Origin of the sequence: Solidesulfovibrio aerotolerans (genome assembly GCF_009856865.1) — a bacterium.
GTDB classification, from domain to species: Bacteria; Desulfobacterota; Desulfovibrionia; order Desulfovibrionales; family Desulfovibrionaceae; genus Solidesulfovibrio; species Solidesulfovibrio aerotolerans.
In genome coordinates this window covers 1-21859 of the sequence record NZ_WVUD01000040.1, presented here as the reverse complement: position 1 = coordinate 21859, position 21859 = coordinate 1, and the positions used below count along the sequence as shown (strand labels likewise).

The 21859-nt window shown below is 65.9% G+C and carries 25 protein-coding genes and 1 pseudogene; 13 read left to right on the top strand and 13 right to left on the bottom strand.

Annotated elements, in window-relative coordinates:
* Positions 1-102 precede the first annotated feature (102 nt).
* From rnhA to GTA51_RS16495, 3 genes are read right to left on the bottom strand one after another with little or no spacing between them, the layout of a single operon-like run.
* Positions 103-555 carry a ribonuclease HI gene (rnhA, locus tag GTA51_RS16505; RefSeq protein ID WP_211922630.1) on the bottom strand — a complete coding sequence of 151 codons (453 nt, stop codon included), beginning with the start codon at positions 553-555 and terminating at the stop codon, positions 103-105.
* Positions 556-590: 35 nt separating this feature from the next.
* Entirely contained in the window at positions 591-1118 is a 528-nt protein-coding gene (locus tag GTA51_RS16500; RefSeq protein ID WP_160962991.1) for a TPM domain-containing protein, read from the bottom strand.
* Positions 1115-1786 (bottom strand): ABC transporter ATP-binding protein, encoded by a 672-nt coding sequence (locus GTA51_RS16495; protein WP_160962989.1) that lies wholly within the window; start codon positions 1784-1786, stop codon positions 1115-1117. The genes GTA51_RS16500 and GTA51_RS16495 overlap by 4 nt, the downstream gene beginning before the upstream one ends.
* Before the next feature lie 142 nt (positions 1787-1928).
* On the opposite strand from GTA51_RS16495, the gene GTA51_RS16490 reads away from it, so the two are divergent.
* The 5 genes from GTA51_RS16490 (at position 1929) to folD (ending at position 6885) form a co-directional block, all read left to right on the top strand.
* Positions 1929-2522, top strand: a complete 594-nt coding sequence (locus tag GTA51_RS16490) for an arylesterase (protein ID WP_160962987.1) — start codon at positions 1929-1931, stop codon at positions 2520-2522.
* A 4-nt stretch (positions 2523-2526) separates the two neighbouring features.
* A complete protein-coding gene (locus GTA51_RS16485) occupies positions 2527-3300 on the top strand; it encodes a type III pantothenate kinase (protein WP_160962985.1) in 774 nt (257 codons plus the stop codon).
* A 14-nt stretch (positions 3301-3314) separates the two neighbouring features.
* The gene (locus GTA51_RS16480; RefSeq protein WP_160962983.1) at positions 3315-4049 is read left to right on the top strand and encodes a tetratricopeptide repeat protein; all 735 of its coding nucleotides are present in this window, start codon (positions 3315-3317) and stop codon (positions 4047-4049) included.
* Between the two features lie 166 nt (positions 4050-4215).
* Positions 4216-5526, top strand: coding sequence for a phosphopyruvate hydratase (gene eno / locus GTA51_RS16475; RefSeq protein WP_160962981.1), 1311 nt, complete (start codon positions 4216-4218; stop codon positions 5524-5526).
* A 477-nt stretch (positions 5527-6003) separates the two neighbouring features.
* Positions 6004-6885, top strand: coding sequence for a bifunctional methylenetetrahydrofolate dehydrogenase/methenyltetrahydrofolate cyclohydrolase FolD (folD, locus tag GTA51_RS16470; protein WP_160962979.1), 882 nt, complete (start codon positions 6004-6006; stop codon positions 6883-6885).
* 282 nt (positions 6886-7167) lie between these two features.
* Here folD and GTA51_RS16465 read toward each other — a convergent pair whose 3' ends face one another.
* The gene (locus GTA51_RS16465; protein WP_160962977.1) at positions 7168-7926 is read right to left on the bottom strand and encodes a tetratricopeptide repeat protein; all 759 of its coding nucleotides are present in this window, start codon (positions 7924-7926) and stop codon (positions 7168-7170) included.
* 490 nt (positions 7927-8416) lie between these two features.
* Here GTA51_RS16465 and rbp point away from each other — a divergent pair, with 490 nt between their 5' ends.
* From rbp to GTA51_RS16440, 5 genes are all read left to right on the top strand, one after another.
* Positions 8417-8695, top strand: coding sequence for an RNA-binding regulator (gene rbp, locus GTA51_RS16460; protein WP_160962975.1), 279 nt, complete (start codon positions 8417-8419; stop codon positions 8693-8695).
* A gap of 121 nt (positions 8696-8816) precedes the next feature.
* Complete coding sequence (locus GTA51_RS16455; RefSeq protein ID WP_160962973.1) at positions 8817-10196, top strand: protoporphyrinogen/coproporphyrinogen oxidase; 1380 nt, start codon at positions 8817-8819, stop codon at positions 10194-10196.
* Positions 10197-10279: 83 nt separating this feature from the next.
* A complete protein-coding gene (locus GTA51_RS16450; RefSeq protein WP_160962971.1) occupies positions 10280-11362 on the top strand; it encodes a M24 family metallopeptidase in 1083 nt (360 codons plus the stop codon).
* Complete coding sequence (locus GTA51_RS16445) at positions 11359-11667, top strand: DUF4911 domain-containing protein (protein WP_343039527.1); 309 nt, start codon at positions 11359-11361, stop codon at positions 11665-11667. Before GTA51_RS16450 ends, GTA51_RS16445 begins: the two co-directional genes overlap by 4 nt.
* A gap of 68 nt (positions 11668-11735) precedes the next feature.
* Entirely contained in the window at positions 11736-12452 is a 717-nt protein-coding gene (locus GTA51_RS16440; RefSeq protein ID WP_160962969.1) for a response regulator, read from the top strand.
* Between the two features lie 211 nt (positions 12453-12663).
* On the opposite strand, the gene GTA51_RS16435 is transcribed toward GTA51_RS16440, so the two are convergent.
* The 3 genes from GTA51_RS16435 to GTA51_RS16425 form a co-directional block, all read right to left on the bottom strand.
* A complete protein-coding gene (locus tag GTA51_RS16435; protein WP_160962967.1) occupies positions 12664-13041 on the bottom strand; it encodes a response regulator in 378 nt (125 codons plus the stop codon).
* A gap of 130 nt (positions 13042-13171) precedes the next feature.
* A complete protein-coding gene (locus GTA51_RS16430; protein WP_160962965.1) occupies positions 13172-13813 on the bottom strand; it encodes a hypothetical protein in 642 nt (213 codons plus the stop codon).
* Between the two features lie 104 nt (positions 13814-13917).
* A complete protein-coding gene (locus GTA51_RS16425; protein WP_160962963.1) occupies positions 13918-14742 on the bottom strand; it encodes a YchF/TatD family DNA exonuclease in 825 nt (274 codons plus the stop codon).
* Positions 14743-14955: 213 nt separating this feature from the next.
* Between GTA51_RS16425 and GTA51_RS16420 the strand changes: the two genes are divergently transcribed.
* Positions 14956-16452 (top strand): mechanosensitive ion channel family protein, encoded by a 1497-nt coding sequence (locus GTA51_RS16420; protein ID WP_160962961.1) that lies wholly within the window; start codon positions 14956-14958, stop codon positions 16450-16452.
* Positions 16449-17222 (top strand): hypothetical protein, encoded by a 774-nt coding sequence (locus tag GTA51_RS16415; RefSeq protein WP_343039526.1) that lies wholly within the window; start codon positions 16449-16451, stop codon positions 17220-17222. The genes GTA51_RS16420 and GTA51_RS16415 overlap by 4 nt, the downstream gene beginning before the upstream one ends.
* On the opposite strand, the gene GTA51_RS21305 is transcribed toward GTA51_RS16415, so the two are convergent.
* Positions 17223-18008 (bottom strand): AraC family transcriptional regulator, encoded by a 786-nt coding sequence (locus GTA51_RS21305; RefSeq protein ID WP_160962959.1) that lies wholly within the window; start codon positions 18006-18008, stop codon positions 17223-17225.
* Between the two features lie 117 nt (positions 18009-18125).
* A complete protein-coding gene (locus GTA51_RS16405; protein ID WP_160962957.1) occupies positions 18126-18518 on the bottom strand; it encodes a cupin domain-containing protein in 393 nt (130 codons plus the stop codon).
* A 153-nt stretch (positions 18519-18671) separates the two neighbouring features.
* Between GTA51_RS16405 and GTA51_RS16400 the strand changes: the two genes are divergently transcribed.
* The gene (locus GTA51_RS16400) at positions 18672-19133 is read left to right on the top strand and encodes a CBS domain-containing protein (protein WP_160962955.1); all 462 of its coding nucleotides are present in this window, start codon (positions 18672-18674) and stop codon (positions 19131-19133) included.
* Between the two features lie 393 nt (positions 19134-19526).
* Here the strand turns inward: GTA51_RS16400 and GTA51_RS16395 are convergent, their stop codons facing one another.
* The 4 genes and pseudogenes from GTA51_RS16395 to GTA51_RS16380 all read right to left on the bottom strand — a co-directional run.
* Positions 19527-20288 (bottom strand): AAA family ATPase, encoded by a 762-nt coding sequence (locus GTA51_RS16395; protein WP_160962953.1) that lies wholly within the window; start codon positions 20286-20288, stop codon positions 19527-19529.
* A gap of 29 nt (positions 20289-20317) precedes the next feature.
* Positions 20318-20635 carry a hypothetical protein gene (locus tag GTA51_RS16390; RefSeq protein ID WP_160962951.1) on the bottom strand — a complete coding sequence of 106 codons (318 nt, stop codon included), beginning with the start codon at positions 20633-20635 and terminating at the stop codon, positions 20318-20320.
* Positions 20619-21572: a metallophosphoesterase gene (locus GTA51_RS16385; RefSeq protein ID WP_160962949.1), complete on the bottom strand. Its 954-nt coding sequence runs from the start codon at positions 21570-21572 to the stop codon at positions 20619-20621. Before GTA51_RS16385 ends, GTA51_RS16390 begins: the two co-directional genes overlap by 17 nt.
* Positions 21569-21859 (bottom strand): annotated as a pseudogene (locus tag GTA51_RS16380) (AAA family ATPase); the annotation flags it as partial. The gene GTA51_RS16385 and the pseudogene GTA51_RS16380, both read right to left, overlap by 4 nt.

Genomic DNA, 21859 nt, shown 5'->3' with positions numbered 1-21859 from the left:
TTGTAACCGGCATCCCCCGCCAGCCCGTCCATTCCCCCCGTCATTTCGAAGGGGGTCTGGGGGAAACGCTTTTTAAAAGCGTTTCCCCCAGGTCTTCTCTTCCTATCCCGGATACCCTTCGTCCACCGGCAATCCCCGCGTATTGGCCGCGTTGCGGGCAAGCACGTCGCAGCGTTCGTTTTCCGGGTGGCCGGTGTGGCCGCGCACCCAGTTGAACTTGATTTTGTGGCGGGAGAGCAGCGGAATCATGCGCCGCCAGAGATCCTGGTTTTTAACGGGCTTGCGCTCGGAATTGACCCAGCCCTTCTTGATCCACGAGGCCAGCCAGCGCTTTTCGATGGCGTCGTGGACATAGCGTGAATCCGTCACCAGCGACACGTCGCACGGGTCGGTCAGCAGTTCCAGGGCCTCGATGCAGGCCAGCAGTTCCATGCGGTTGTTGGTGGTGAGCTTTCGTCCGCCGGAAATCTCCCGGCGTTCGCCGTCGCAGTCGAGCACCGCGCCGTAGCCACCGGGGCCGGGATTGCCCAGGCAGGCCCCGTCGGTGTGGATCATCACAGTCTTTCGCGGCGGCGTCGTCGTTTCCTCGGTCACGTATCCTCTCCTTTGGCCCGGTCGGCCGCGTGGGCCAGGGCGTCAATAAGCAGTCCAACAGTGGCCAGCAGGCCTTCCCGCGTTCGCCCCTGCCGGCAGGCAGCGTCCAGATGCTCCCGGCCAAGATCGGCGGCAAAGCCCGGCGGCAGGCCCGCAGCGACCAGCGGCGGCACGGCCACCCGGCTGGCCTGGCAGCCAGGGTCACAATACACAAACACTTTTTTCGCATCGTCAGGATCAGGCCCGGCGGCAGTCCTGGCATCGCCGCCCAGACGCACGGCCAGATCCAGCCCGAACCGGGCGCGCAGATACCCCGCCTGCGCCAGCAGCCACTGCCGGTCGGCCTCGGTCAAAACGCCGCCAGGGTCGGCCACGGTTCCCCGGGCCTCTATACGGGTGATAACAGACTGGAAATTTTGCTGATAGGCTGCGATGGCCAAGGCGAACACGCCGACCACAAGCGCCCCCCGCACCAGCCGCTCCAGGGGACGACGCCCGCGCGGCGCGAAAAAAAGCCGCGTCATGGCCGGGGCGGACCGTCCCTGTCCACCCGGCCGTCGCGGATGCCAACCACCCGGCCGCAGCGCGCCGCCAGGGCAGCGTCGTGGGTGACCAGCACCAACGTCATGCCGGCAGACAGGGAAAACAGCAGTTCCATGACCCGCTCCCCGGTCTCGCCGTCAAGGTTGCCGGTGGGTTCGTCGGCCAAAAGAAGCCTCGGGCGCGGGGCCAAAGCCCGGGCCAGGGCCACGCGCTGCTGCTCGCCGCCGGAAAGTTGGGCCGGAAAATGCTGCGCCCGCCCGGACAGCCCCACGGCGTCCAGGGCCTCGGCGGCCCGGGTAAAGGCATCGGCCCGGCCGGCGAATTCCAGGGGCAGGGCGGCGTTTTCCAGGGCGGTCATGGCCGGCACGAGATGAAAGGCCTGAAAAACGATACCCACATTGTCGCGGCGAAAGACGGCCAGCCCGTCTTCGTCAAGGGCTGCCAGATCCTGCCCGGCCACGGTCACCGTGCCCGAACTCGGGGCCAGCAGGCCGGCCATGAGCATGAGCAGCGTGGTCTTGCCGGCCCCGGACGGGCCCATGATCGCGAGGCTCTCGCCGGCACCAGCGGTCAAATCCACCCCACGCAGGATGTTGACCCCGCCGGCCTGGCTTTGTAACGTCAGCCGCACATCGGACAACGAAATCATGCACGTATCCATTACACCCATCCCGCGCACCTCGTGCGCCGACCCATCCCGGCCAGGATACCAACTTGGCCGGAAAAGACAAACCAGCCCCAATCTCTGCCGGCTGGTCCTGGCCGCTGTGCTCATGACGGGAGTTCTTTTTATGCCGCAATCGGCCCTGGCCCTGCGACTGGCGGCCCTGGGCGACAGCCTGACGGCCGGCTATGGCCTGCCGGCCGGCGACGCCTTCCCGGCCCAGTTGGCCCGCGCCCTGGCCGCCAAAGGCCAAGCCGTGGAAATACGCAATTTCGGCATCTCCGGCGACACCACCGCCGGCGGGCTGGCCCGGCTGGATGGCGTGCTGGCCACCGCCCCGGACGGCGTCATCCTGGAACTGGGGGCCAACGACATGCTGCGCGGCATGGACCCGAGCAGCATCCAGGCCAACCTCGACGCCATCATGGGGCGACTCCAAAAGGCCGGCATCCCGGTTCTTTTGTGCGGCATCCGGGCCATGCGCAACTACGGCCGGGCCTACGCCGAGGAACTTGCGGCCGTCTATACCGGTCTGGCCCAAAAATACGACGCGCCCCTCGACCCGTCGTTTCTCGACGGCGTCACCGGCGTCCCGGGCATGACCCTGCCCGACGGCCTGCACCCCACGGCCCAAGGCGTGGCCGCAATCGTCACCCGCATCCTGCCTACTGTGGAAACATTTGTAACCCGCCTGGGGACCGCCCGGGCCAGCACGCCCTGACACCATGCCAGCGCTTCTCATCGATATCGGCAACACGAATATCAAATTCGGTCTGGCCGAGCGGCACGGCCTGCTCGCCTCGTTTGCCCTGCCCACGGATCGCGCGGCCACACCGGACAGCCTGGGGCTGGCCCTGGTCACGGCCCTGCCCTTTCACGGCTGCCGCACCACGGACATTGAGGCGGCCGTGGCCTCCAGCGTGGTGCCGCCGCTCAATCCCGTCATCGAGCAGGCCGTGTCCCGCTATCTGGGCGTGCGGCTGCGTTTTGTGCCCACCGATATCCCCATACCGCTGAAAAACCGCTACGGCCGGCCCCACGAAGTCGGAGCGGACCGGCTGGTCACGGCCTTTGCCGGCCGCCGGGCCGTGTCGGCCACCTCGGTCATCGTGGTGGATTTCGGCACCGCCACCAACTTCGACTGCGTGCAGGACGACGCCTTTCTCGGCGGGCTTATCTGCCCGGGGATGATGACCTCGCTGTCGGGGCTGGTCAGCAAGACGGCCAAGCTGCCCCATGTGGCCCTGGACCCGGGCGACGGAGCGCTGTCCATCGGCCGTTCCACCACCGACTGCATCAACCAGGGCTTTGTTTTCGGCTTTGCCGACATGGTCGCGGGTGTCACCGCCCGATTAAAGGCCCATCTCGGCGGCGAGGTCCATGTCTTGGCCACGGGCGGTTTCGCCGAGAAACTTGCCCCCATCTGTCCGGTCATCCGCGACGTGCGCCCGGAGCTTTTGCTCGAAGGGTTGCGCCAGTTGTGGTTGGCCGCGCGCTGACAGGAGCGCCTTCCATGCCGGCTTTACCCGAGATCCTGGGCTGTTATCAGTCCCACAAGCGCGAAAAAATGGGCGGCAAGGGCAGCAAGGGGCGCGAATTCACCCAGCGCATCGACTGGCTGGCCCTGCGTCTGGACCCTGACCGCATCCTGACGTTTCCCCTTGACGAGAAACATCTGCCCCTGCCGCTGCAAAAAATCGTTGCAGCCGATGAATTCCTGCTCCACTACCTGCCAGCACCACTGCTTTTTACCGAGCGGCTGGCTCCGGCGGCGGTGGTGCTGGTCCGGCTGTTGCGCGATGTGGGGCCGGGGCTTGACCACAAGACCCTGCCTGCGGCCGAGCAGGCGCTGTTCGTGGTGGTGCTGACCGCCCTGGCCGTGGCCGGGCTGCCCGACACCGGCAACGAGGCGCTCAAAGTGCTGTCCACGGCCGGGGGCGGCATGGCCGCGCAAGCCCAAGCAATCTCCATCAACGCGTTCGGCATAAGCCTTCGCAAGCGCGGTGATTTCGACGCCGCCGCCGCGTTTTACCGCAAAGCCCTGGAACTGGCCCCGACCGATGAGCGGCTCATGTTCAATCTGGCCCGGGCGCTCTACGAAAAAGGCGACGCCCCGGCTTGCAGCCAACTCCTGGAACAAGCCCTGGCCGCCGCCCCGGACTTTGCCGAGGCCAAAGCCTTTCTGCGCTGGCTCAAACGCCGCACGCCCGTCCCCGGAGACGACGATTTCCCGGACATTACGATTTGACGCAATCCTCGCGACAGGTTCGCAAATCCCCGCGCCAGCCGGTAAAAGGGCCGGTGGCGGGGCTTATATATCGGGCGGATTTGCGCTACAGCCATACAGTGCCGGGTCGCCCGGCCCGCACTCCCACTCGCAGCATATGCCAAACCCCATACACAAGGAGACTCGCATGAGTATTATTGCGGCCGTCTGGGCCAGGGAAATCCTCGATTCGCGCGGCAATCCCACCATTGAAGTGGAGGTCACCCTGGAGTCCGGCGCATCCGGCCGGGCCGCCGTGCCCTCGGGCGCGTCCACCGGCTCCCGCGAAGCCCTGGAAATGCGCGACCATGACACCGCCCGCTACGGTGGCAAGGGCGTGACCAAGGCCGTGGAAAACGTCCAGGGCGAGCTGGCCGAAGCCATCATCGGCATGGACGCCTTGCAGCAGGTGGCCATCGACAATCTCATGATGGACACCGACGGCACGGACAACAAGTCGCGCCTGGGCGCCAATGCCATCCTCGGCGTGTCCCTGGCCGTGTGCCGGGCCGCTTCCAACTTCCTCGGCCTGCCGCTGTACCAGTACATCGGCGGCATCAATTCCAAAGTCCTGCCCGTGCCCATGATGAACATCATCAATGGCGGCGCCCACGCCCCCAACAACCTGGACATCCAGGAGTTCATGATCATTCCGCTGGGCGCGCGCACCTTTGCCGATGCCCTGCGCATGGGTGCCGAAACCTTCCATACGCTCAAAGCCCTGCTGGCCGCCGACGGCCACATGACGGCCGTTGGCGACGAAGGCGGCTTCGCCCCGAATCTGAAAAGCCACGACGAGGCCTTTCAGTACATCGTCAAAGCCATCGAGCAGGCCGGCTACCGTCCGGGTTCGGAAATCTCCCTGGCCATCGACGCTGCCGCCTCGGAATTTTACAAAGACGGCAAGTACGTCCTGGCCGGCGAGAACAAGAGCCTGACCTCTGAAGAAATGGTGGCCTATCTGGCCGATTTCACCGACCGCTATCCGCTCATTTCCATCGAAGACGGTCTGGCCGAAACCGACTGGGAAGGCTGGAAGAAGCTGACCTACGAACTGGGCGAGCGCATCCAGCTCGTTGGCGACGATATCTTCGTCACCAACCCGGACATCCTGGCCGAAGGCATCGACCAGGGCATCGCCAACTCGATCCTTATCAAGCTCAACCAGATCGGCACCGTCACCGAGACGCTCGACACCATCGAGATGGCCAAGCAGGCCGCCTACACCACGGTGATCTCCCACCGCTCGGGCGAGACCGAGGACAGCTTCATTGCCGACCTGGCCGTGGCCGTCAACTCCGGCCAGATCAAGACCGGCTCGCTGTGCCGCTCCGACCGGCTGGCCAAATACAACCAGCTGCTGCGCATCGAAGAGGAACTGGAAGATTCGGCCATCTACTACGGCCCGGTCATGGCCGGCCAGTGGTACGAAGAAGAGCCGGAAACCGAAGAGGAATAGAAGAGAAGCGCAATAGAGGAAAAGAGGAAGATGCCTCCGGCGGCCGGGAGGGGGTAACCCCCTCCCGGACCCTCCCTGTAAGGGGGAAAAGGGGGTCGGGGTGCGTGTTCTTCGCCGGTGGGGTGCCCTGGCGGTCCGGCAACGGATTGCGCGGGCATCCTTGTTTCATGGCTCCCGTTGCGGGATGCGAGGAGCATCCCCGGCCGCCATTTTCGTCAAGCCCAAGCGCCGACTGTCCCGGTCTTCAACCGATCAGTTGACCAGCCAACGCCCCAAACCCCTTGAAAACTTTTCCCGTCGGGGGGTCCGGGGGGATCATCCCCCCGGCCGCCGGAGGCACTCCTTTCCCTCTCCCTCTTCCTCATTCCCCTGGAGTAGACGACGCCCGCCCGGCCGGGTAAGAGTGTCGCCGTGACGCCGCCGGCAGTGGCCGCGCCGCGTCCGTCCCTGCTCCCGACCTTCCAAGGAGATACTGCCATGCTGCTTATTGACGGCAAAAAAGTCGCGGCCGATCTGCGCCAGCGCGTGAAAAATGACGTGGACGCCTTGGTGCGCCAGCACGGGCGCGCCCCGCATCTGGCCGTCATTCTCGTCGGCGAAGACCCCGCTTCCCAGGTCTATGTCCGCTACAAGGAAAAAGCCTGCGAGGAAGTGGGCATCGTTTCGCGCATCTGGCGGCTTGACGGCGGCATCACCCAGTGCGCCCTGGAAAAGCTTTTAACCGAACTCTCCCACAGCGACGATATCGACGGCATCCTGCTCCAACTGCCGCTGCCCCGGGGCCTGGACGCCAGCCGCTGTCTGGCCCTGGTCGATCCCAAAAAAGACGTGGACGGCTTCCACCCGGAAAACGTCGGCCGCCTCTCCATCGGCCTGCCGTGCTTAAAGCCCTGCACCCCCTACGGCGTCATCAAGCTGCTGGAATATTACGGCCTGTCCCCGGCCGGCAAACGGGCGGTCGTGGTCGGACGCAGCAACATCGTGGGCAAGCCCATGGCCATGCTCTTGGCCGCCGCCTCGCCCTTTGGCAACGCCACCGTCACCATCTGCCATTCGCGCACCCCGGATCTGGCCGCCGTGTGCCGCGAAGCCGATTTCATCGTGCCGGCCATCGGCAAACCCCGGCTCATTACCCGGGACATGGTCAAGCCCGGCGCGGTCATCGTGGACGTGGGCATGAACCGCCTGGCCGACGGCAAACTGTGCGGCGATGTGGACTACGAGGCGCTCACCGACGTGGTATCGGCCATGACCCCGGTGCCCGGCGGCGTCGGCCCCATGACCATCGCCACCCTCATGAGCAACACCATCGAAGCCTACCGCTGGCGCCGCGAAGCCCCGGCCTGCCCTGTGGCGTAGGAAGAGAAGGCAGAAGAGTGCCTCCGGCGGCCGGGAGCCTGAGGCCCCCGGCCCCCCCAACTGGAGAAGTTTTATAAGGGGGGTTTCCCTTGGTTCAAGGTGGGATTCCAAAAGGTTCACACTTTTTGGCACCGGACCACCAGTGGCTCCCGCCAAGCCCAACCGCTGGCTGTCCAGGCCGATAGCCGCCCAGACTGCCCACCACCGCCCAAAACCCATTGAATTACTTTCCCATCAAGGGGGTCCGGGGGGGATTATCCCCCCCGGCCGCCGGAGGCACTCTTAACTCTTCTCGGCAGCGGCGGCGGCGGATTTGCGGGCGGCTTTGGCGAGTTTGGCGGCGATCAGAAAACCGGGATTGATGGCCAGACAGCGTTCGGCGGCTTGTGCGGCGGCGGGGTAATCTTTTAGTTCGTAGAGAACCCGGCCGAGGTTGAACTGCAGGTTTTCGTCATTTTCGCTGACGCCCAGGGCCTTTTCGTAATACGCCCGGGCCAGATCGAGCAGCCCCATCTTTCGCATGCGGATGCCGAATTCGTTGAACAGAAATTTGTTTTCCGGCCCGAAGGCCAGATCGATGCCCATGATCTTGTCAAAGATTTCCCGGGCTTCGTCGAGCTTGCCGCCGGACAGATAGGCGTTGCCCAGGCCGAAAATGGCCCGCAGATTCTCGGCGTCGTACCCCAATGCTCTCTGGAAGGATTCTTCGGCCCGCTCCAGCCGTCCGGCCTCCAGATGTTTCTCGCCCCGCGCCAGTTCCTGCTGCATGGCGTCCATGCGCGGCTTGACCTGATTGTAATACAGGAGCGGTTCGGGCTTGTACTTCTCCAGAAACTCCGCTTCGGGCACCGGCGTCACTTCGCCGCTGGGCACGCTGTTGCCGTTTAGGGCCTGGATGCGGATGCCGGTTTCGGGCGTCTTCTCGGCATAATAGTAGAGCACCCGCTCGCCGTCCCGGGTGGTGGTCCCGGTCCCCATCTTGTAGTTTTCCCGCAACGATACCGCCACGGAGAATCGTTGCGTTGCCAATACTGCAGCCATAAACTTCCTCGCAACGTCCCGGATGCTGCTCTGGCGCTCTGGGCAGGACGCCTGCCGCCGCATACCCTGTTTCGCCGGCGAGCGCACCCCGGCCAAGGGTGGCAACGTCATTTCAACCGGCCCAAGCCAGCCATAAAGAATAAAAAATACAGCGTGTAACCTTAATAACGAACAATTTTATCTTGCCAGCCATTGACCCGTCCGCTATCGTTTCCATGATCGCTCAAACCCGTGACGATTTTGCGTGTGGTGCGTGATTTTCCTCCCGGGATATTGTGCGGCGCGACTCTTGCGGAGTCCGGAATACGAGTGCGCACAGACCGTTTCTTTGTCGCTTCCCGTCCCTATCGACGGATGCACTCCGATTGTCAGGCCACAACGGCCCTGCGGCCGATGGGATTGTCCTGGGGAGGAGCGTAGCCGCCGGGGTTCCGTCCTGCGTCCACGCTTCGCGTTCGCTGACGTCAACCGTTTGGGGAGTCCGTGTCTCATGGCTAAGAACATCTATGTTGGCAATCTGCCGTTCCGCACCACCGAGGAAAACGTCCGTGACCTGTTTGCCCGCTACGGGGGCGTCCAATCCGTCAAACTGATTTCCGACCGCGAGACCGGCAAACCGCGCGGCTTCGGATTCGTGGAGATGGATGACGACACCGCTGCCGACGAGGCCATCCGGTCCCTGGACGGCGCCGACTTCGAGGGCCGCAACCTCAAGGTCAACGAGGCCAAGCCTCGCGCGCCGCGCCCCCCCCGCCGCCCGGCCTGGTAATCGCCCGGCGAAACATGTTTCCTCCCGGGTCCGGCCTGTCCGGCCCCGGGAGTTTTTTTATCGCGATCCCTGGCCGGCGCTTTTTTTTGACAGACTTGCCCCTTTCCCGATGGAGACACCCATGCACGTCAAGTATCTGATCCTCGGAGCCGGCCCCACCGGCCTTGGCGCGGCCAACCGGCTGGCTGAACTCGGCGAGAACGATTTCCTGGTTCTGGAGCGCAACGCCTATATCGGCGGCCTGTCCGCCAGCTTCACCGACCCGGCCGGCTACACCTGGGATGTGGGCGGCCATGTGGTTTTTTCACACTACCCGGCCTTCGACCGGCTCCTGGACGAACTGCTCGGCAACGATGTCCTGCGCCACCAGCGCGAATCCTGGATTCGCGCCGCCGGCACCTTCGTGCCCTACCCGTTTCAAAACAACATCCGCCGCCTGCCCCCGGATCTCGTCTGGGAGTGCGTCGAGGGCCTGCTCGCCGCCGGCCGCGACGCCGCCGCAAACGTGCACCCCAACCCGCCGGCCCATTTCCGGGAATGGATCGACCGGGTGTTCGGGCCGGGCATCGCCCGGCTTTTCATGGTGCCCTACAATTTCAAGGTCTGGGCCCATCCGGCCGAGCGCATGTCCCATCGCTGGATCGGCGAACGCGTGTCCGTGGTGGACGCCGCCCGGGTCATTAAAAATATCATCTACGGCACCGACGACGTGGCCTGGGGACCGAATAACACCTTCAGCTTTCCGCTCACCGGCGGCACCGGCGAAATCTATCGCCGTCTGGCCGCCCGGTTTGCCGACCGGGTGCGCCTGGGCGACCCCGGCCGGCGCATCGACCCCGTTGCCAAAACCGTTGTGACCGGTTCCGGCCAGGTCATCGGCTACGACCACCTGCTCAGCACCGGTCCCCTGGACATCCTGGTCACCGAGCAGCTTGCCGGGGCCGCCGACGCCCTGCACGAAGCGGCCAAGGGCTTAACGCACAGCGGCTCCCACATCCACGGCCTGGGCTTTGCCGGCGCGCCCCCGGACCCCCGCTGCTGGATGTATTTCCCGGAAAACGACTGCCCCTTCTACCGGGTCACCAACTTCCACAATTATTCGCCCTTAAACACCCCGGACCCGGACGGCATGATCCCGCGCAGCCGGGCGCTGATGACCGAAACCAGCTTTTCGGCCCACAAACCGGCCGATCCGGCCGCGCTTGCCGAAGCGACCGTCGCCGGCCTCGTGGCCACCACCCTGATCGCCCCGGACGATGTGGCCCGGCGCACGACCACCTGGGAGATGCGGGTGGACTATGCCTATCCCGTCCCCTGCCTCACCCGCGACGCCGCCCTGGCCGTGCTCCAGCCGGCCCTGGAGCGGCTGGGCATCCAGTCCCGGGGCCGCTTTGGCGGCTGGAAATACGAAGTCGGCAACATGGACCATTCCTTCATGCAGGGCGTCCAATGGGCGGAACGGCTGGTGCTGGACCAGCCCGAGACGGTCTACAGCCTGTAAGCCCCGCGTCCTGTTGACGCCGCCAGCCCCATTGGCAACACCTCCCCGGCACAATCAAACCGCTCCAAGGAGTACAGACCGCCGTGAGCAACCCTTCCGACAGCGCCCTTTTCGCCGCAAGGCGCGACCGCCTGCGCCTGACGCTGGCCAGCCTGGGGTACGAAGCGCTCCTCGTGTCCCACGCCGCCAACCGCTACTATTTGAGCGGTTTTGAACTGCACGATCCCCAGTGCAACGAAACGGCCGGCTATCTGTGCGTCGCCGCCGACGGCCGGGACGCGCTTTTTACCGACGCCCGCTACCGCGACGCCGCCCTGCGCCTGTGGCCCGAAAAGGATTTGCACCTCTACGGGGCCGGTCGGTTTGCCGCCATCGCCGGTTTTTTAAAAGACCGGGGGGTTAGGACCCTGGCCTTTGAGGCCGCCAGCCTGTCCGTGGACACCCACCAGCGTCTGGCCGAACACATCCCGCTGGCCCCGGCCGGGCTGCTGGTGGAGCCGCTGCGCCTGCACAAGGACGCCGGCGAAATCGAGCGCATGCGCCGCTCGGCCGCCATCAACCACGCGGTCATGGCCAGCCTGCCGGACATCCTCATTCCCGGGCGCACCGAGGCCCAGGCCGCCTGGGAGATCGAAAAATGCTTCCGGGATCTTGGGGCCAGCGAACTGGCCTTTTCCCCCATCGTGGCCGTTGATGCCAACGCCGCCCTGCCCCACGCCATTCCGGGCCAGACGGTCATCACCGACGGCTGTCTGGTGCTGGTGGACGTGGGCGGCCGGGCGCTTGCCTACTGCTCGGACCAGACCCGCACCGTCTGGGTGGGCGCGACCCCGCCCGAGCGCTTTACCACCATGCTGGCCCGGGTTCAGGCCGCCCAGGCCGCCGCCCTGGACCGGCTGGAGCCGGGGATGCCCTTTCGCCAGGCCTACGCCCTGGCCCGGGAGGTCTTTGTCCGGGAAGGCGTGGCCGAACACTTCACCCATTCCCTGGGCCATGGCATCGGCCTGGAAACCCACGAAGGGCCAAGCCTGAATCCCTCGGCCGAGGGCGTGCTCAAACCGGGCATGGTGGTGACGGTGGAACCGGGGCTGTATTATCCCGAATGGGGCGGTGCCCGCTGGGAACACATGGCCCTTATCACCGAACGCGGCTGTGAGATTTTGTGAAAAAACGCAACCGCCCGCTGCGCCGTCGCCACCATCCCGTGCCCACGGCCTCGGCCCGGCTCTATGTGCGCCTTATGCCGCGCAACGTCTCCTTGCTCACCTTTCTGCTCCAGGCCGAGGACAATCTGGCCCTGCCCACGGTGGTGGACCGCTTCGCCGCCGTGGTGCGGCTGACCTACTGCCCGGACGAAACCGCCCGGGTGGAGGCCTTTTTAGAGGATCTGGCCGTCATGTGCCCGGAAACAACGGTTTGTCTGCGCCCGCAAAGCGCCTTTCCCGTTGCGCCTTGCGGTGGAGATGGGTAATGCTGCGGGGAACTTTTTACTGAAAGCCGACCTTGTATCCAACCCGACCGGCCAACCGGTGAACGCCAATGGTCCAAGCCGCACCCTGCCCCCGCCTGTTGCTGGTTGACGACAACCGCGACAATCTGGCGCTGTTGCGCCTTTTTTTGGCCAACGCCCAGTACCGTCTCGACGAGGCCGTCAACGGCGACGAGGCCGTGGCGCTTTTTAGCGCCCATTCCTATGATCTGGTGGTCATGGATCTGGAGATGCCGGTGGTGGACGGCTACGAAGCCACCCGGCGCATCCGGGCGCTGGAGTGGCAGCGGCACAGCCCGCCGGTGCCCATCCTGGCCCTGACCGCCCACGCCCTGGATGAGCACCGGCTGCGCTGCCAGGAAGCCGGCTTTACGGATTTTCTGGTCAAGCCCGTGCGCAAGACAACCATGCTGCGCACCCTGCTGTCCTTTCTCGGCAACGGCCAGCCGACCGAAACAGCGTCGCGCCCGGAGCGCGAGGCCGTGGACCCGGGCCGGCTGACCGCCCTGCTGCCGTTTTTTTACGAAACATCCCGGCAGAGCCTGGACGAGGCGCGGCAGGCATTGTCCCGGGGCGACCTGGAGACGGTGCGCCGCCTGGGGCACCGGCTCAAAGGTTCGGCCGGGTCGTATGGCTTTGGCGAACTGGGACAGGCCGGGGCGGCCCTGGAACAGGCCGGCGAAACAGTGGCCGCCGGGGCGGCCCTGGACTGGGCTGCGGCCCTTTTGGCCAAAGCCCGCCTGGACTGGCCCGCCGGCGGCGAGTAGCGCCCGAGGAGGAGAAGGAAAGAATGCCTCCGGCGGCCGGGGGGATGATCCCCCCGGACCCCCCAGCGGGAGAAGTTTTTTTTGGGGGGGACGGGTGTTGGCGAGTGGAAGCCACCCGGTCCACGCACCGGGAGACGTTTTTCAAAGGGCCGCCGCACGGGCTGGCAATCCGGTCGGCCGCAGACCGGAACAGAACTCCCCGAACGCGCCGTTAACCCGCTGACGGCCCGATCAGGGAACGGACCTTGCCGAGCAGCGTGGCTTCGCCAAAGGGCTTTTCCAAGACCAGATCGGCCCCGAAAATCGTGGCATGGCCGAGCAGGTCCATGCCGATCTTGGCCGAACCGCCGGAAATGGCCATGACCTTGCACGCGGTGCTGTGTCCCCGCAGCACTTGCAACACCTCCAGACCGTCCATTTCCGGCATGAAGATGTCGAGAATCACGAGGTCCACCGCCTGCCCGTCCAACAGCGCCATGGCTTCCCGTCCATCGGCGGCCTCAACGACACCGTAGCCCGCACTTTCCAGATACAGCCGGATAAGCGCGCGAATGCTTGGATCGTCATCCACGACCAATACGTTTTTCACGTCGGCTTCCTCCGCTGAACTTGAGGTTGCAGGGGCCGGTGCCGCCAAGTGCGAGTCCCCGTCGCGCCGGCGCAACGGACGGCACCTTGCGGCCTCTTGGCAGGATTGCCCGCCGCCGCAAACGCCAGCATCAGGCGAAGTCGTACATGTCGAGCAGCTTGCCCTCGGCGCTGATCAACAGCGGATCGACCACGCTCTTGCCGCGCGACTCGCCGGTTTCCATGCCCATGACCTGGCCGTCGTAGACCAATCCCGTGATCACGGTCTCTTCGCAGTAGAGATCCGACAGGCGATCCACGACAATGGTCAGCTTGTCCGGGTCAAACGGTCCGGTGTAATCGGGCAGCGTAAACACCATCTCGCCCTTGTCCACCGCCCCGAGTACGGCCAGCACTTCGTCCTCGCCGAGTAACCCAAGAAAGGCGTCCAGGCGCACCCGATTCTCGGTCACGGCAATGCCCCCGGACGAGATTTCCCGCTCGCCCTGCCCGTCGCGCACCAGCAGGTTCAGCCCGTGGTCCAGGCTGGCCCCGGTGCGGTGGTGAAACTTGGGGGCGGACAACCAGCCCCGCCAGGGAAATCCCACGTCGTCGGCGTATTTGCTGGCCAGCCGTTCGTCGAAATAGAGCACGCCCCGAAAACAGTTGCCGGCGAAATAGGGGGTGTTGTTTTTGCCCCAGCAATGCCGGTAGATCTTTTGCACGAAGGCGCGGGACAGCGAGGTCACAACGATCTGGTCGATATCGCCTTGGGTCGTGATTTCAAGGGCCATGGCAATGCGTCTCCCGTTGGGGGTGAGTCTTTTGGAAAGCCCATCGTAGCGCGCCCCCGGCTTTTGGGCAAGCCGGCCAAGGTCTTAAAGACGCGCCTTGGCTGTTACAGACCGAAAAAGGCCCGGGCGTTGTCGCCGGTCTGCCGCCACAGCGCAGCCGTCTCCAAGCCCAGCAACGCCGCCACGCGGGCGGCCGTAAAGACCAGCAGGGCCGGTTCGTTGCGCTTGCCGCGCCAAGGCTCGGGGGTCAGATAGGGGGCGTCGGTTTCCAGGAGCAGCCGCGTGGGATCAAGGCCGGCCACGGCCTCGGCCAGGGCGGTATTCTTGCGATAGGTCACCGGCCCGGGGATGGAAAAGTAAAAGCCGCGCCGGGCGATTTCCCGGGCCAGGGCGGCGTCGCCGCCAAAGCAGTGCCACACCAGCGGCCGGCCGGCAAAGCCCAGGTCGTCCAGGATCGCCAGGGTGTCGGCAGCGGCGTCGCGGCTGTGGATGACCGCCGGCAGCGCCAGTTCCCGGGCCAGGGCGAGCTGGTCGCGAAAAAGCCGCTTTTGAACCTCGGCCGTGGTCGCGTCCCAGTAGTAGTCGAGCCCGATCTCGCCCACGGCCTTTAAGTTACCGTCGGCCCGAAAGGCCGCTTCCATGGCCGCCACATCGCCGGGGACGGCTGTGGCCGCATCGCAGGGATGCTGCCCCAGGATGCCAAAGACCTCGGGGTGGCCGGCAAAAAGCCCCCGGCCGGCCGCATAGGCCGCCGGCCCCAGATAGACGTTGCCCACCTGGGCGATGCCGGCTCCTGCCGCCCGCTCAAGGACAGCCGGAATCTCTTCCGGCGAAAAACCTTCGCCATCCAGATGGGCATGGCTCTCGACCCCGACCCGGGGCAGCCCCAGGCTGGCCGGCTCGGGACGCTCTGCTTTTTTTTTCGACACGCACTGTCTCCATGACGTCTCTGCCGCCCCGGCCCCGTTGCCAGCGGCGCGTCCCGGCCGCTGGCGCGCTATGGCGTTGGCGGCCAGGGCGTTGCGGCGCGCGCTGCCAGCGCACGGTGGCCCACGCCGCCAGATTGTTGACGACGCATTGCGGGGCACGTAGGACGGAAAAATAATTTTGGGTCGCTCGCCGACCGACAAGGAGCCGCTGCGTTGACCACAGGCCCCCTGCAACTGCTCGCCGACTTCACCGGCATAAGCCACGCCGCCCTCACCGTGGGCGTGCGCCTGCTCGTGGCCCTGATCCTCTTTGCGATTATAGCCGCCGTGCTGCGCCTGCTGACCCGCCGGGGGGCCATTAGCCGCTCGTTTGGCCGGCTCGTCAAGTGGCTTTGCGGCCTGGCTCTGCTCTGGGGGGCGCAGTGGAGCCTGCCCGACGCGGTGGCCGGCAGCGGGGAGAAAGCCTTTTCCCTGGCTGCCCTGGTGGTTTTCTGGATGATCGCCCGCCACAGCGTGGATCTCGTCTTCCTCAAAATCTCCCCGGTCCGGGGCGACGGCAAACCCGTGCGCCATATCCTCCAGGATCTCACCAAATTCCTGATCCTGGCCGTTCTTATCGGCTGGGGGCTGCGCGATATTCTCAACGTCCAGCTCGGACCGCTTTTGACCTCGTCGGCCATTCTCACCGCCGTCATCGGTCTGTCCATGCAGGACACCATCGGCAGCCTGTTTTCCGGGCTGCTGCTGCAAATGGAAAAGCCCTTTGCCGAAGGCGACTGGATTCGCGTGGGCGACGTGGAAGGCAAGGTGACGGAAGTGACCTGGCGCTACACCAAGGTGATCACCCTGGACGCCAACGCCGTGCTTTTGCCCAACAACGTCGTGGCCAAGGAGCGCCTGGTCAACTACGACCGGCCGGCTTCCCATCTGCGCCAGATCGTCAGTGTGCCGGCTCCGGTGGATGCGCCGCCCGTGGCCGTCAAATCGGCCATTTTAACCGCCCTGCGCCGGGCCGAGGGCGTGCTGCGCGACCCGGCTCCGGCCGCCCGGCTCCAGGAAATCCAGCCTGACCGCATCGTCTACATCGCGGTCTATTACATCGCCGCTTTCAACGGCCGCCTCGCCGCAGCCGACGCCGTGCTTGCCGCCATCTGGTACCAGTTCATGGAGCACGGCATCGTCATTCCCGCCCCCACGCGCCAGATCGTTATGACCGAGCGGGCCGAGCGCAAGCTGCCCCCCCCGGAGCAACTGACGGCCCTGGCCGAGGTCAAGCTGCTGGCCGGCATGTCCGAGACGGATCTGCACATGCTGATGCGGGCTTCGGTCACCCGGACCTTCTCCCCGGGCCAGACCGTCATGGCCCAGGGCGAGACCGGAACCACCATGAACATCATTTTGTCCGGGCTGGTCGGCGTCTTCGTGGGCGGGCGGGAGGTGGCCCAACTGGCGGCGGGACAGATCTTTGGCGAGATGGCTCTTTTGACCGGCGAACCCCGGGCCGCCGATGTGCGCGCCCTGGAGCCCACGGCCTGTCTGGTGGTGGACCGGGAAGGCTTTCGCATGGTACTGACGCGGCATCCGGTTGTGGTGGACCGCGTCAAGGCCATTTTCGAGGCCCGGGCCGAGGCCAACCACAAATTCTCCCAACCCGACGCCACAACCGAGGCGATGACCCTGTTCGCCCGGTTCAGGAACCTCTTCTTGTGACAGACGCACCCCTTCGCCACGGCCGGCCCTGGCCGGTCATGGGTGCCCTTGGCTTTGCCGGGGCCGCCCTTGTCGTCCTTACCGGCCGCGAAATCGCTGCCGCCTACCCCGCCCACCTGCCCATGGTCATCCTCCTGGCCGCCGTCAGCCTTGGCGCGGGCCTCTTTCTGGGCGCGCGGCTCGTGCGCTGGCTAGCCGCCAACAACGATCCGGCCGATGCCATGGCCCCGGCCCTGGGCTTTGTGGCCGCCAGCCTGCCGCTGTCCCTGCTCCTTTCCCGCCTGGGCCGGGGGCTGGCCGCCACCGCTCCGGCAGCCTTTTTCCCGCCAGGGCTGGCGACTGCCCTCCTGGCCGGGCTGGTCCCCCTCGGGCTGGCCCTGGGCGCGGCCGGGGCCTTGGCCGTTGCCGCCGCCCGGCGGGCCGAACCGACTCAGCCGCGCAAAATCTGGCTCTATGCGGGCGGGGGCGCGGTCCTTGGCGCGCTTTTTATTGTGTTGGTGGCCGTGCCCAAGCTCTCGCCCATAAACGCCTGCCTGGACATAGGCATCGGCTGCGCCGCCATCGGCATCTTAAGCGCCGCCGCCGCACCGGCCGGCAACCGCAATTACGAAACCTGGCTGTCGCTGCTGGCCATTGTCTTTGTGCTGCTGCTGCCGCTGTCAGGGCTTTTTGACGACAAGACCAACGCCTGGTGCGAACCGGCCGCCGCCCCAGCCATGCCAGCCACCCCGCTCGCGCTCCCCGCCCCGGCAGCCCCCGCCGCGCCCTGATCAGCCGCCTGTTTCCCGGTAGCCGCCAGGGGCAACGCCCATGCGCCGGCGGAAATGGCGTGTCAGATGGCTCTGGTCGTAAAATCCGGCCGCCAGGGCCGCATCCGCCAACGGCTCGCCGCCGGCGATGCACGCCGCGGCCCGTTTGACCCGCCGGTCCAGCAGATACTGGCCCACAGACATCCCCGTATCCCGCCCAAAGACCCGCTCCAGATACGTCGGACCGACGCCGGCCAATTGCGCCAGCGCCGGCAGACTGTGCCGGGCCGCCGGGTCGACGTCGATGGCCGCCCGGACCCGCCGCGTGGCCGGATGGAGCGGCGGCGCCTCCCCCGGGTGCAGCCCCAGGCAGGCGGCCAGGGCGGCCAGAGCCGCCAGCGCCAGGCCGGTCTCGCCGGCCAGGATCGCCTCCGCCGCCTGCCGCGTCAGCCCGGCCGCCCCGGCGTCCCGCCAGGGACGCACCCAGACCTCCGGAGCACCAGCCGCCACGCCGGCCCGCAACAACGCCTCGGGCCGCAGCGCCAAGGCCAGATAGCTGTGGCCGGCTGCATCCTGCGGCGAACAGGCATGGCGCACCCCGGCCGGGACAATGAACCCCTCGCCAGCTTTAATGCACCACTGCCCCCCGCCGCATACCATGCGCCGCCCGCCCGTCAGACACAGCCCCACCACCATGGCCCCATGGGCGTGGGCGGTGATGTCGGCCGCAACGCTGCTGCCGGCCACGACCTCAAGGCCCGGCAGTTCGGCTAGGCGGGTGATGGACACCAGCGGCGACGCGGACATGGCGGCCTCCTTGGGCCAGGGAGCGTTATCAAAAAGCACGTCTGCTTTCTGACAATTAACAACAATTACAGCCTATTGTCGTACCTCAAAGCAGCGCGGCGGTTCCAGAACGCAACCCTAGAGCAGGGCCGGAAAGAACTTGGCGAAAAGGCACAGCCCGGCCTCGCCGGCCGTGACCTCGTGAGTTACGCCCCGGGGGATGACCGCTGCCACGCCCGGCTGATACGCAATCTGCTGCGCCGCCAACCCGGCCGTGCCCGAACCGGCCACCACCTCATGGAGTTCCCATTGCCCTTCATGGACGTGGCTGGCAAGTGTGGCACCGGGTTTTAACCGCACCAGATGGCAGCTCAGCGCCCCGTCGGTGTCGGCGGCGGTGACCAGGTGCTTGAGTTCCACCCCGGCAAAAACCGGATGCGCCTTCCAGGGAAGTGACCCGGCGTCGCGACAGCCGGCGACGGTGTGGACAGCGTGGCCCTCGGACAGTAAGGTCTCCAAACTTGCATGCATGGTTGCCTCCTTTTGTTGGGCCGATAATGCCCCACTCCCGCCCCGGCTTCTTGTACGATCCTGCCCTGCCTGCCCCGGGAATCCCTTTACGGGCCGGGCGGGCAGTGCTATCTATTACGTACTTTTTTTCACAAGACAGCCCCTGAGGCCCCCATGCAGATCGCCGACATTATGCGCACCACCATGATCAAAGTGCGCCCCGAAGCACCCGTAGGCCACGTGCTCATCTGGTACGGCGGCATGAGCCACGTCTTTCGCAACACCTACGTGGTGGACCACTGCAACCGGCTGCTCGGCGTGGTCACCATCCACTCCTTTCTGTCCATTATCGTCTCGCCGGAAATAACCGTCCAGGCCAAGGCCGGACTGCTCGACGGCCAGGAACATCTGCTCGACGCCCTGCGCCACAACATGGCCTCCATCTCCGATATGCCCGTGGGCGACATCATGGACGCCGACTATCCGTTTGCCCATCCCGAAGACCTGTTCGTCATGGCCAGCGAACTGATCGTTGAAAAAGGCATCCCGGCCGTGCCGGTCATCGACCCCAACGGCGTGCTGGTCGGCGAAATCAGCCGCCGCATGATCCTGCAATTTCTGGTGAAAAATCTGTAGGGAGAGGGAAGCGGACGAGACAAGATGCCTCCGGCGGCCGGGGGGGATAATCCCCCCCGGACCCCCTTGATAGGAGAAGTTTTTCAAGGGGTTATCGGCGATGGTGGGCAATCGGTCGGCTGCGGATTGGGAGAGTCGGCGTTGCGATTGAGAGGGCCCCCTGTCGCCAAGGCCTGAAAAGGACTCGCGGCAAGCTTCCCTGACCTGTCAAAAAGGGTCCGCCGAAGCAACGGTGGTTCCCGTCATGCTTCCTGGCGTTGTTCGCGCTCCCATCCACCGCAGCGGCAACGCCGTCCCCCCTTAACCCCTTGCCTTCCAGGTGGGATTCCAAAGGGGCCACCCCTTTGGCCGCCGGAGGCATTCTTCCCCCTTCTTCCATCTTCCCTCTTCGCTTTATTCACCGCCTGGGGCGGTCAGGCCCGGTAGCGTTACGGTGCCGTGGGCGTGGATTGGTCGGTCGGCCAGGACGGCGAGGGTGGGGCCGTGTTCGCGGCCCGGGCGCAGGCCGAAGACGCGCCGGGCTTCCAGGGCAAAGAGATCGACGGGATGATGGCTGATGTAGAGCACCTGGATACCGAGCCGGTCGGCTATGGCGCTTATGAGGCGCACGAAACCGGGCACGAGGTCCGGGCGCAGCCAGCAGTCCTGTTCGTCCAGCACGAGAAACGGCCGGTGGCGGTCGGGGTCGAGTTGGGAGAGCGCCACCAGCCGCAGCCCCACGGACAGGATGTTACAGACCGAGCCGCCCTGACCGACGTAGATATCTTCGGTCTTGCCGTCCTGTTCCATCTCGAATTCGATGACGAGCTTGCCGTTTTTGACTTCGCGCCGGGTGACGACGGTGCGATTTTGGCCAAGGATTTCGCGCACGGCGTGGGTCAGATCGGTTTCGATTTCGTCCAGCACTTCGCCGAACAGTTCCCGGGTGAGTTCTTCCAGGCGCGCGGCGGCCTGGGGGGCGAGGTCGAGGAAGGCGTCGGCGGCGAGCAGTTGCCCGCGCGACTCGATATAGGCCTCGGCCTTGGCAGCGGCCTGCCCGGACAGGCGGTCGAGCCGGCGCGTCAGTTCCTGGCGCTCCTCGGCCAGGACGGCCAGAGTGGGCCGGTCGTTAAGCCCGCCCAACTCGCCCAGATCAGGCGACGCGTCAGGCGACATACCCGTCTCCAGCCGAAACGCCAAAAAGATCAGACGCCAAAATCCTGCTCCACGGCGTCGAGGTCGCGCCGCACGGCTGCGATGTGCTCGCGGTATTCGGCCACCAAGCGCGCATTTTCCCGACGCTTTTCGTCCAGCAGCCGGGCCAGTTCCTCGGGTTCGGCCGTGCCGTAGTCGGCCCGGGCTTTGGCTTCGAGTTCGGCGAGCTGGTTTTGCTGGTGGCGCAAATCCTGCTCGGTGCGCACCTTGTCGTCGCGCAGACGATCATAGGTATTTTTAAGGCCAGCCAGTTCGCGTTCCAGGCTGGCGTCGGCATCGGCGGCAACGACCTTAGTCGGCGTCGGCATGATCGGTGACCTCGCGGTACAGCTCCCAGATAAGGGCGGATTCCGGGTGCTCGGGGTTAAGATTAGCGCGCAAAAATTCCTGCAATCCGGCCCCTTCGCGGGTGCGCTTCCAGGCCAGCCGGGCCAGACCTTCGAGAAAGCCGGACTGGACCTCGGCCGGGGCGCTCTCTTCCGGCGGCAGTTCCTGGTCGGGAAAAACAGCGGCAAAGGGCCGGTGCGGCACAGGCCACACGACCAGATCGGTAAGCCCGGGCCGCCAGATCGCAGCGGCCGGGACGCGCTCCATGGAGCGGCGGGAAAATTTGAGCCGGGTCACATTGCCCGGATTGGCCCAGCGGGTCATCCCGGCCGCAACCGTTGGCTGGGGCCGGTGGATGTGGCCGTTTATCACCCAGTCCAGGCCCGGGATTTCCCGAATTTTGACGTGCTTGTCCAAAAAATCCGGGAACCCCACATTGTGGTGTGTCAGCCACACGCTCGCTTCGCCGGGCTCCTTGGCCACCGACATCGGCAGGGCCGAACCATCCGGTGACGCGCCAATGACAGCCGGGCCATCAGGCGTCTCCAGACGCAGGAACAGGCCCGGTTCGTCCAGCACCGCACACACCCCGGCGGCGCGCAGCACGGCCAACGACGTATCGGCCGTAAAGCGCGCCTGATACTTGTCGTGGTTGCCGACCAGCACATACGGGTGATGCTCCCGGAAAAGCTCAATGAGCGCCACCATGACCACGTTGGGATTCTCGCGCGGCCAGTGGAACAGATCGCCCAAAACCACGGGCACGAGTTCCTCGGCGGCGGCGTGGTCCAGACAGGCGGCCAGCTTGGCCAAAACGTCGTCCATGTAGGAATCAAGCCGCTGCATGGGCGGCGTGGCGGCCACGTGGGGATCGGGGATAAGGAGCAGCCCCCGGGCCTGGCGCACCGGCAGGCTCACAAGGCCCCCGGCTCGCCCGGTTGGGCATGGCGGTGGCTGCCTTCCAAAAAGGACGTGGTGGAAAGTTCGCCGCCGCACAGCGGACAGGCACCGAGCGCAGCCAGACGCTCGGCCACGCCCTCGGCAAACGCGGCCAGGGCGCGCTCTTTGGCGACCAGGGCGGCGGCAGCGGCGGCAACGTGCCCCCGGGCGGCGGCCAGATCGTGAACCAGCCCGGCCAGGGGGGCCACAGCGCATGGCTGGGGCGGCTCGGCCAGGGCGGCCTGGACCGCTTGGCGGCGACCGAG

Coding starts and splice junctions, on each gene's coding strand:
- folD (WP_160962979.1), top strand. CDS start 6,004: ATGCTGCTTATTGACGGCAAAAAAGTCGCGGCCGATCTGCGCCAGCGC.
- GTA51_RS16405 (WP_160962957.1), bottom strand. CDS start 18,518: ATGCATGCAAGTTTGGAGACCTTACTGTCCGAGGGCCACGCTGTCCAC.
- rbp (WP_160962975.1), top strand. CDS start 8,417: ATGGCTAAGAACATCTATGTTGGCAATCTGCCGTTCCGCACCACCGAG.
- GTA51_RS16495 (WP_160962989.1), bottom strand. CDS start 1,786: ATGATTTCGTTGTCCGATGTGCGGCTGACGTTACAAAGCCAGGCCGGC.
- rnhA (WP_211922630.1), bottom strand. CDS start 555: ATGATCCACACCGACGGGGCCTGCCTGGGCAATCCCGGCCCCGGTGGC.
- GTA51_RS16485 (WP_160962985.1), top strand. CDS start 2,527: ATGCCAGCGCTTCTCATCGATATCGGCAACACGAATATCAAATTCGGT.
- GTA51_RS16490 (WP_160962987.1), top strand. CDS start 1,929: ATGCCGCAATCGGCCCTGGCCCTGCGACTGGCGGCCCTGGGCGACAGC.
- GTA51_RS16390 (WP_160962951.1), bottom strand. CDS start 20,635: ATGCCGACGCCGACTAAGGTCGTTGCCGCCGATGCCGACGCCAGCCTG.
- GTA51_RS16400 (WP_160962955.1), top strand. CDS start 18,672: ATGCAGATCGCCGACATTATGCGCACCACCATGATCAAAGTGCGCCCC.
- GTA51_RS16480 (WP_160962983.1), top strand. CDS start 3,315: ATGCCGGCTTTACCCGAGATCCTGGGCTGTTATCAGTCCCACAAGCGC.
- GTA51_RS16430 (WP_160962965.1), bottom strand. CDS start 13,813: ATGGCCCTTGAAATCACGACCCAAGGCGATATCGACCAGATCGTTGTG.
- GTA51_RS21305 (WP_160962959.1), bottom strand. CDS start 18,008: ATGTCCGCGTCGCCGCTGGTGTCCATCACCCGCCTAGCCGAACTGCCG.
- eno (WP_160962981.1), top strand. CDS start 4,216: ATGAGTATTATTGCGGCCGTCTGGGCCAGGGAAATCCTCGATTCGCGC.
- GTA51_RS16440 (WP_160962969.1), top strand. CDS start 11,736: ATGGTCCAAGCCGCACCCTGCCCCCGCCTGTTGCTGGTTGACGACAAC.
- GTA51_RS16500 (WP_160962991.1), bottom strand. CDS start 1,118: ATGACGCGGCTTTTTTTCGCGCCGCGCGGGCGTCGTCCCCTGGAGCGG.
- GTA51_RS16465 (WP_160962977.1), bottom strand. CDS start 7,926: ATGGCTGCAGTATTGGCAACGCAACGATTCTCCGTGGCGGTATCGTTG.
- GTA51_RS16455 (WP_160962973.1), top strand. CDS start 8,817: ATGCACGTCAAGTATCTGATCCTCGGAGCCGGCCCCACCGGCCTTGGC.
- GTA51_RS16395 (WP_160962953.1), bottom strand. CDS start 20,288: ATGTCGCCTGACGCGTCGCCTGATCTGGGCGAGTTGGGCGGGCTTAAC.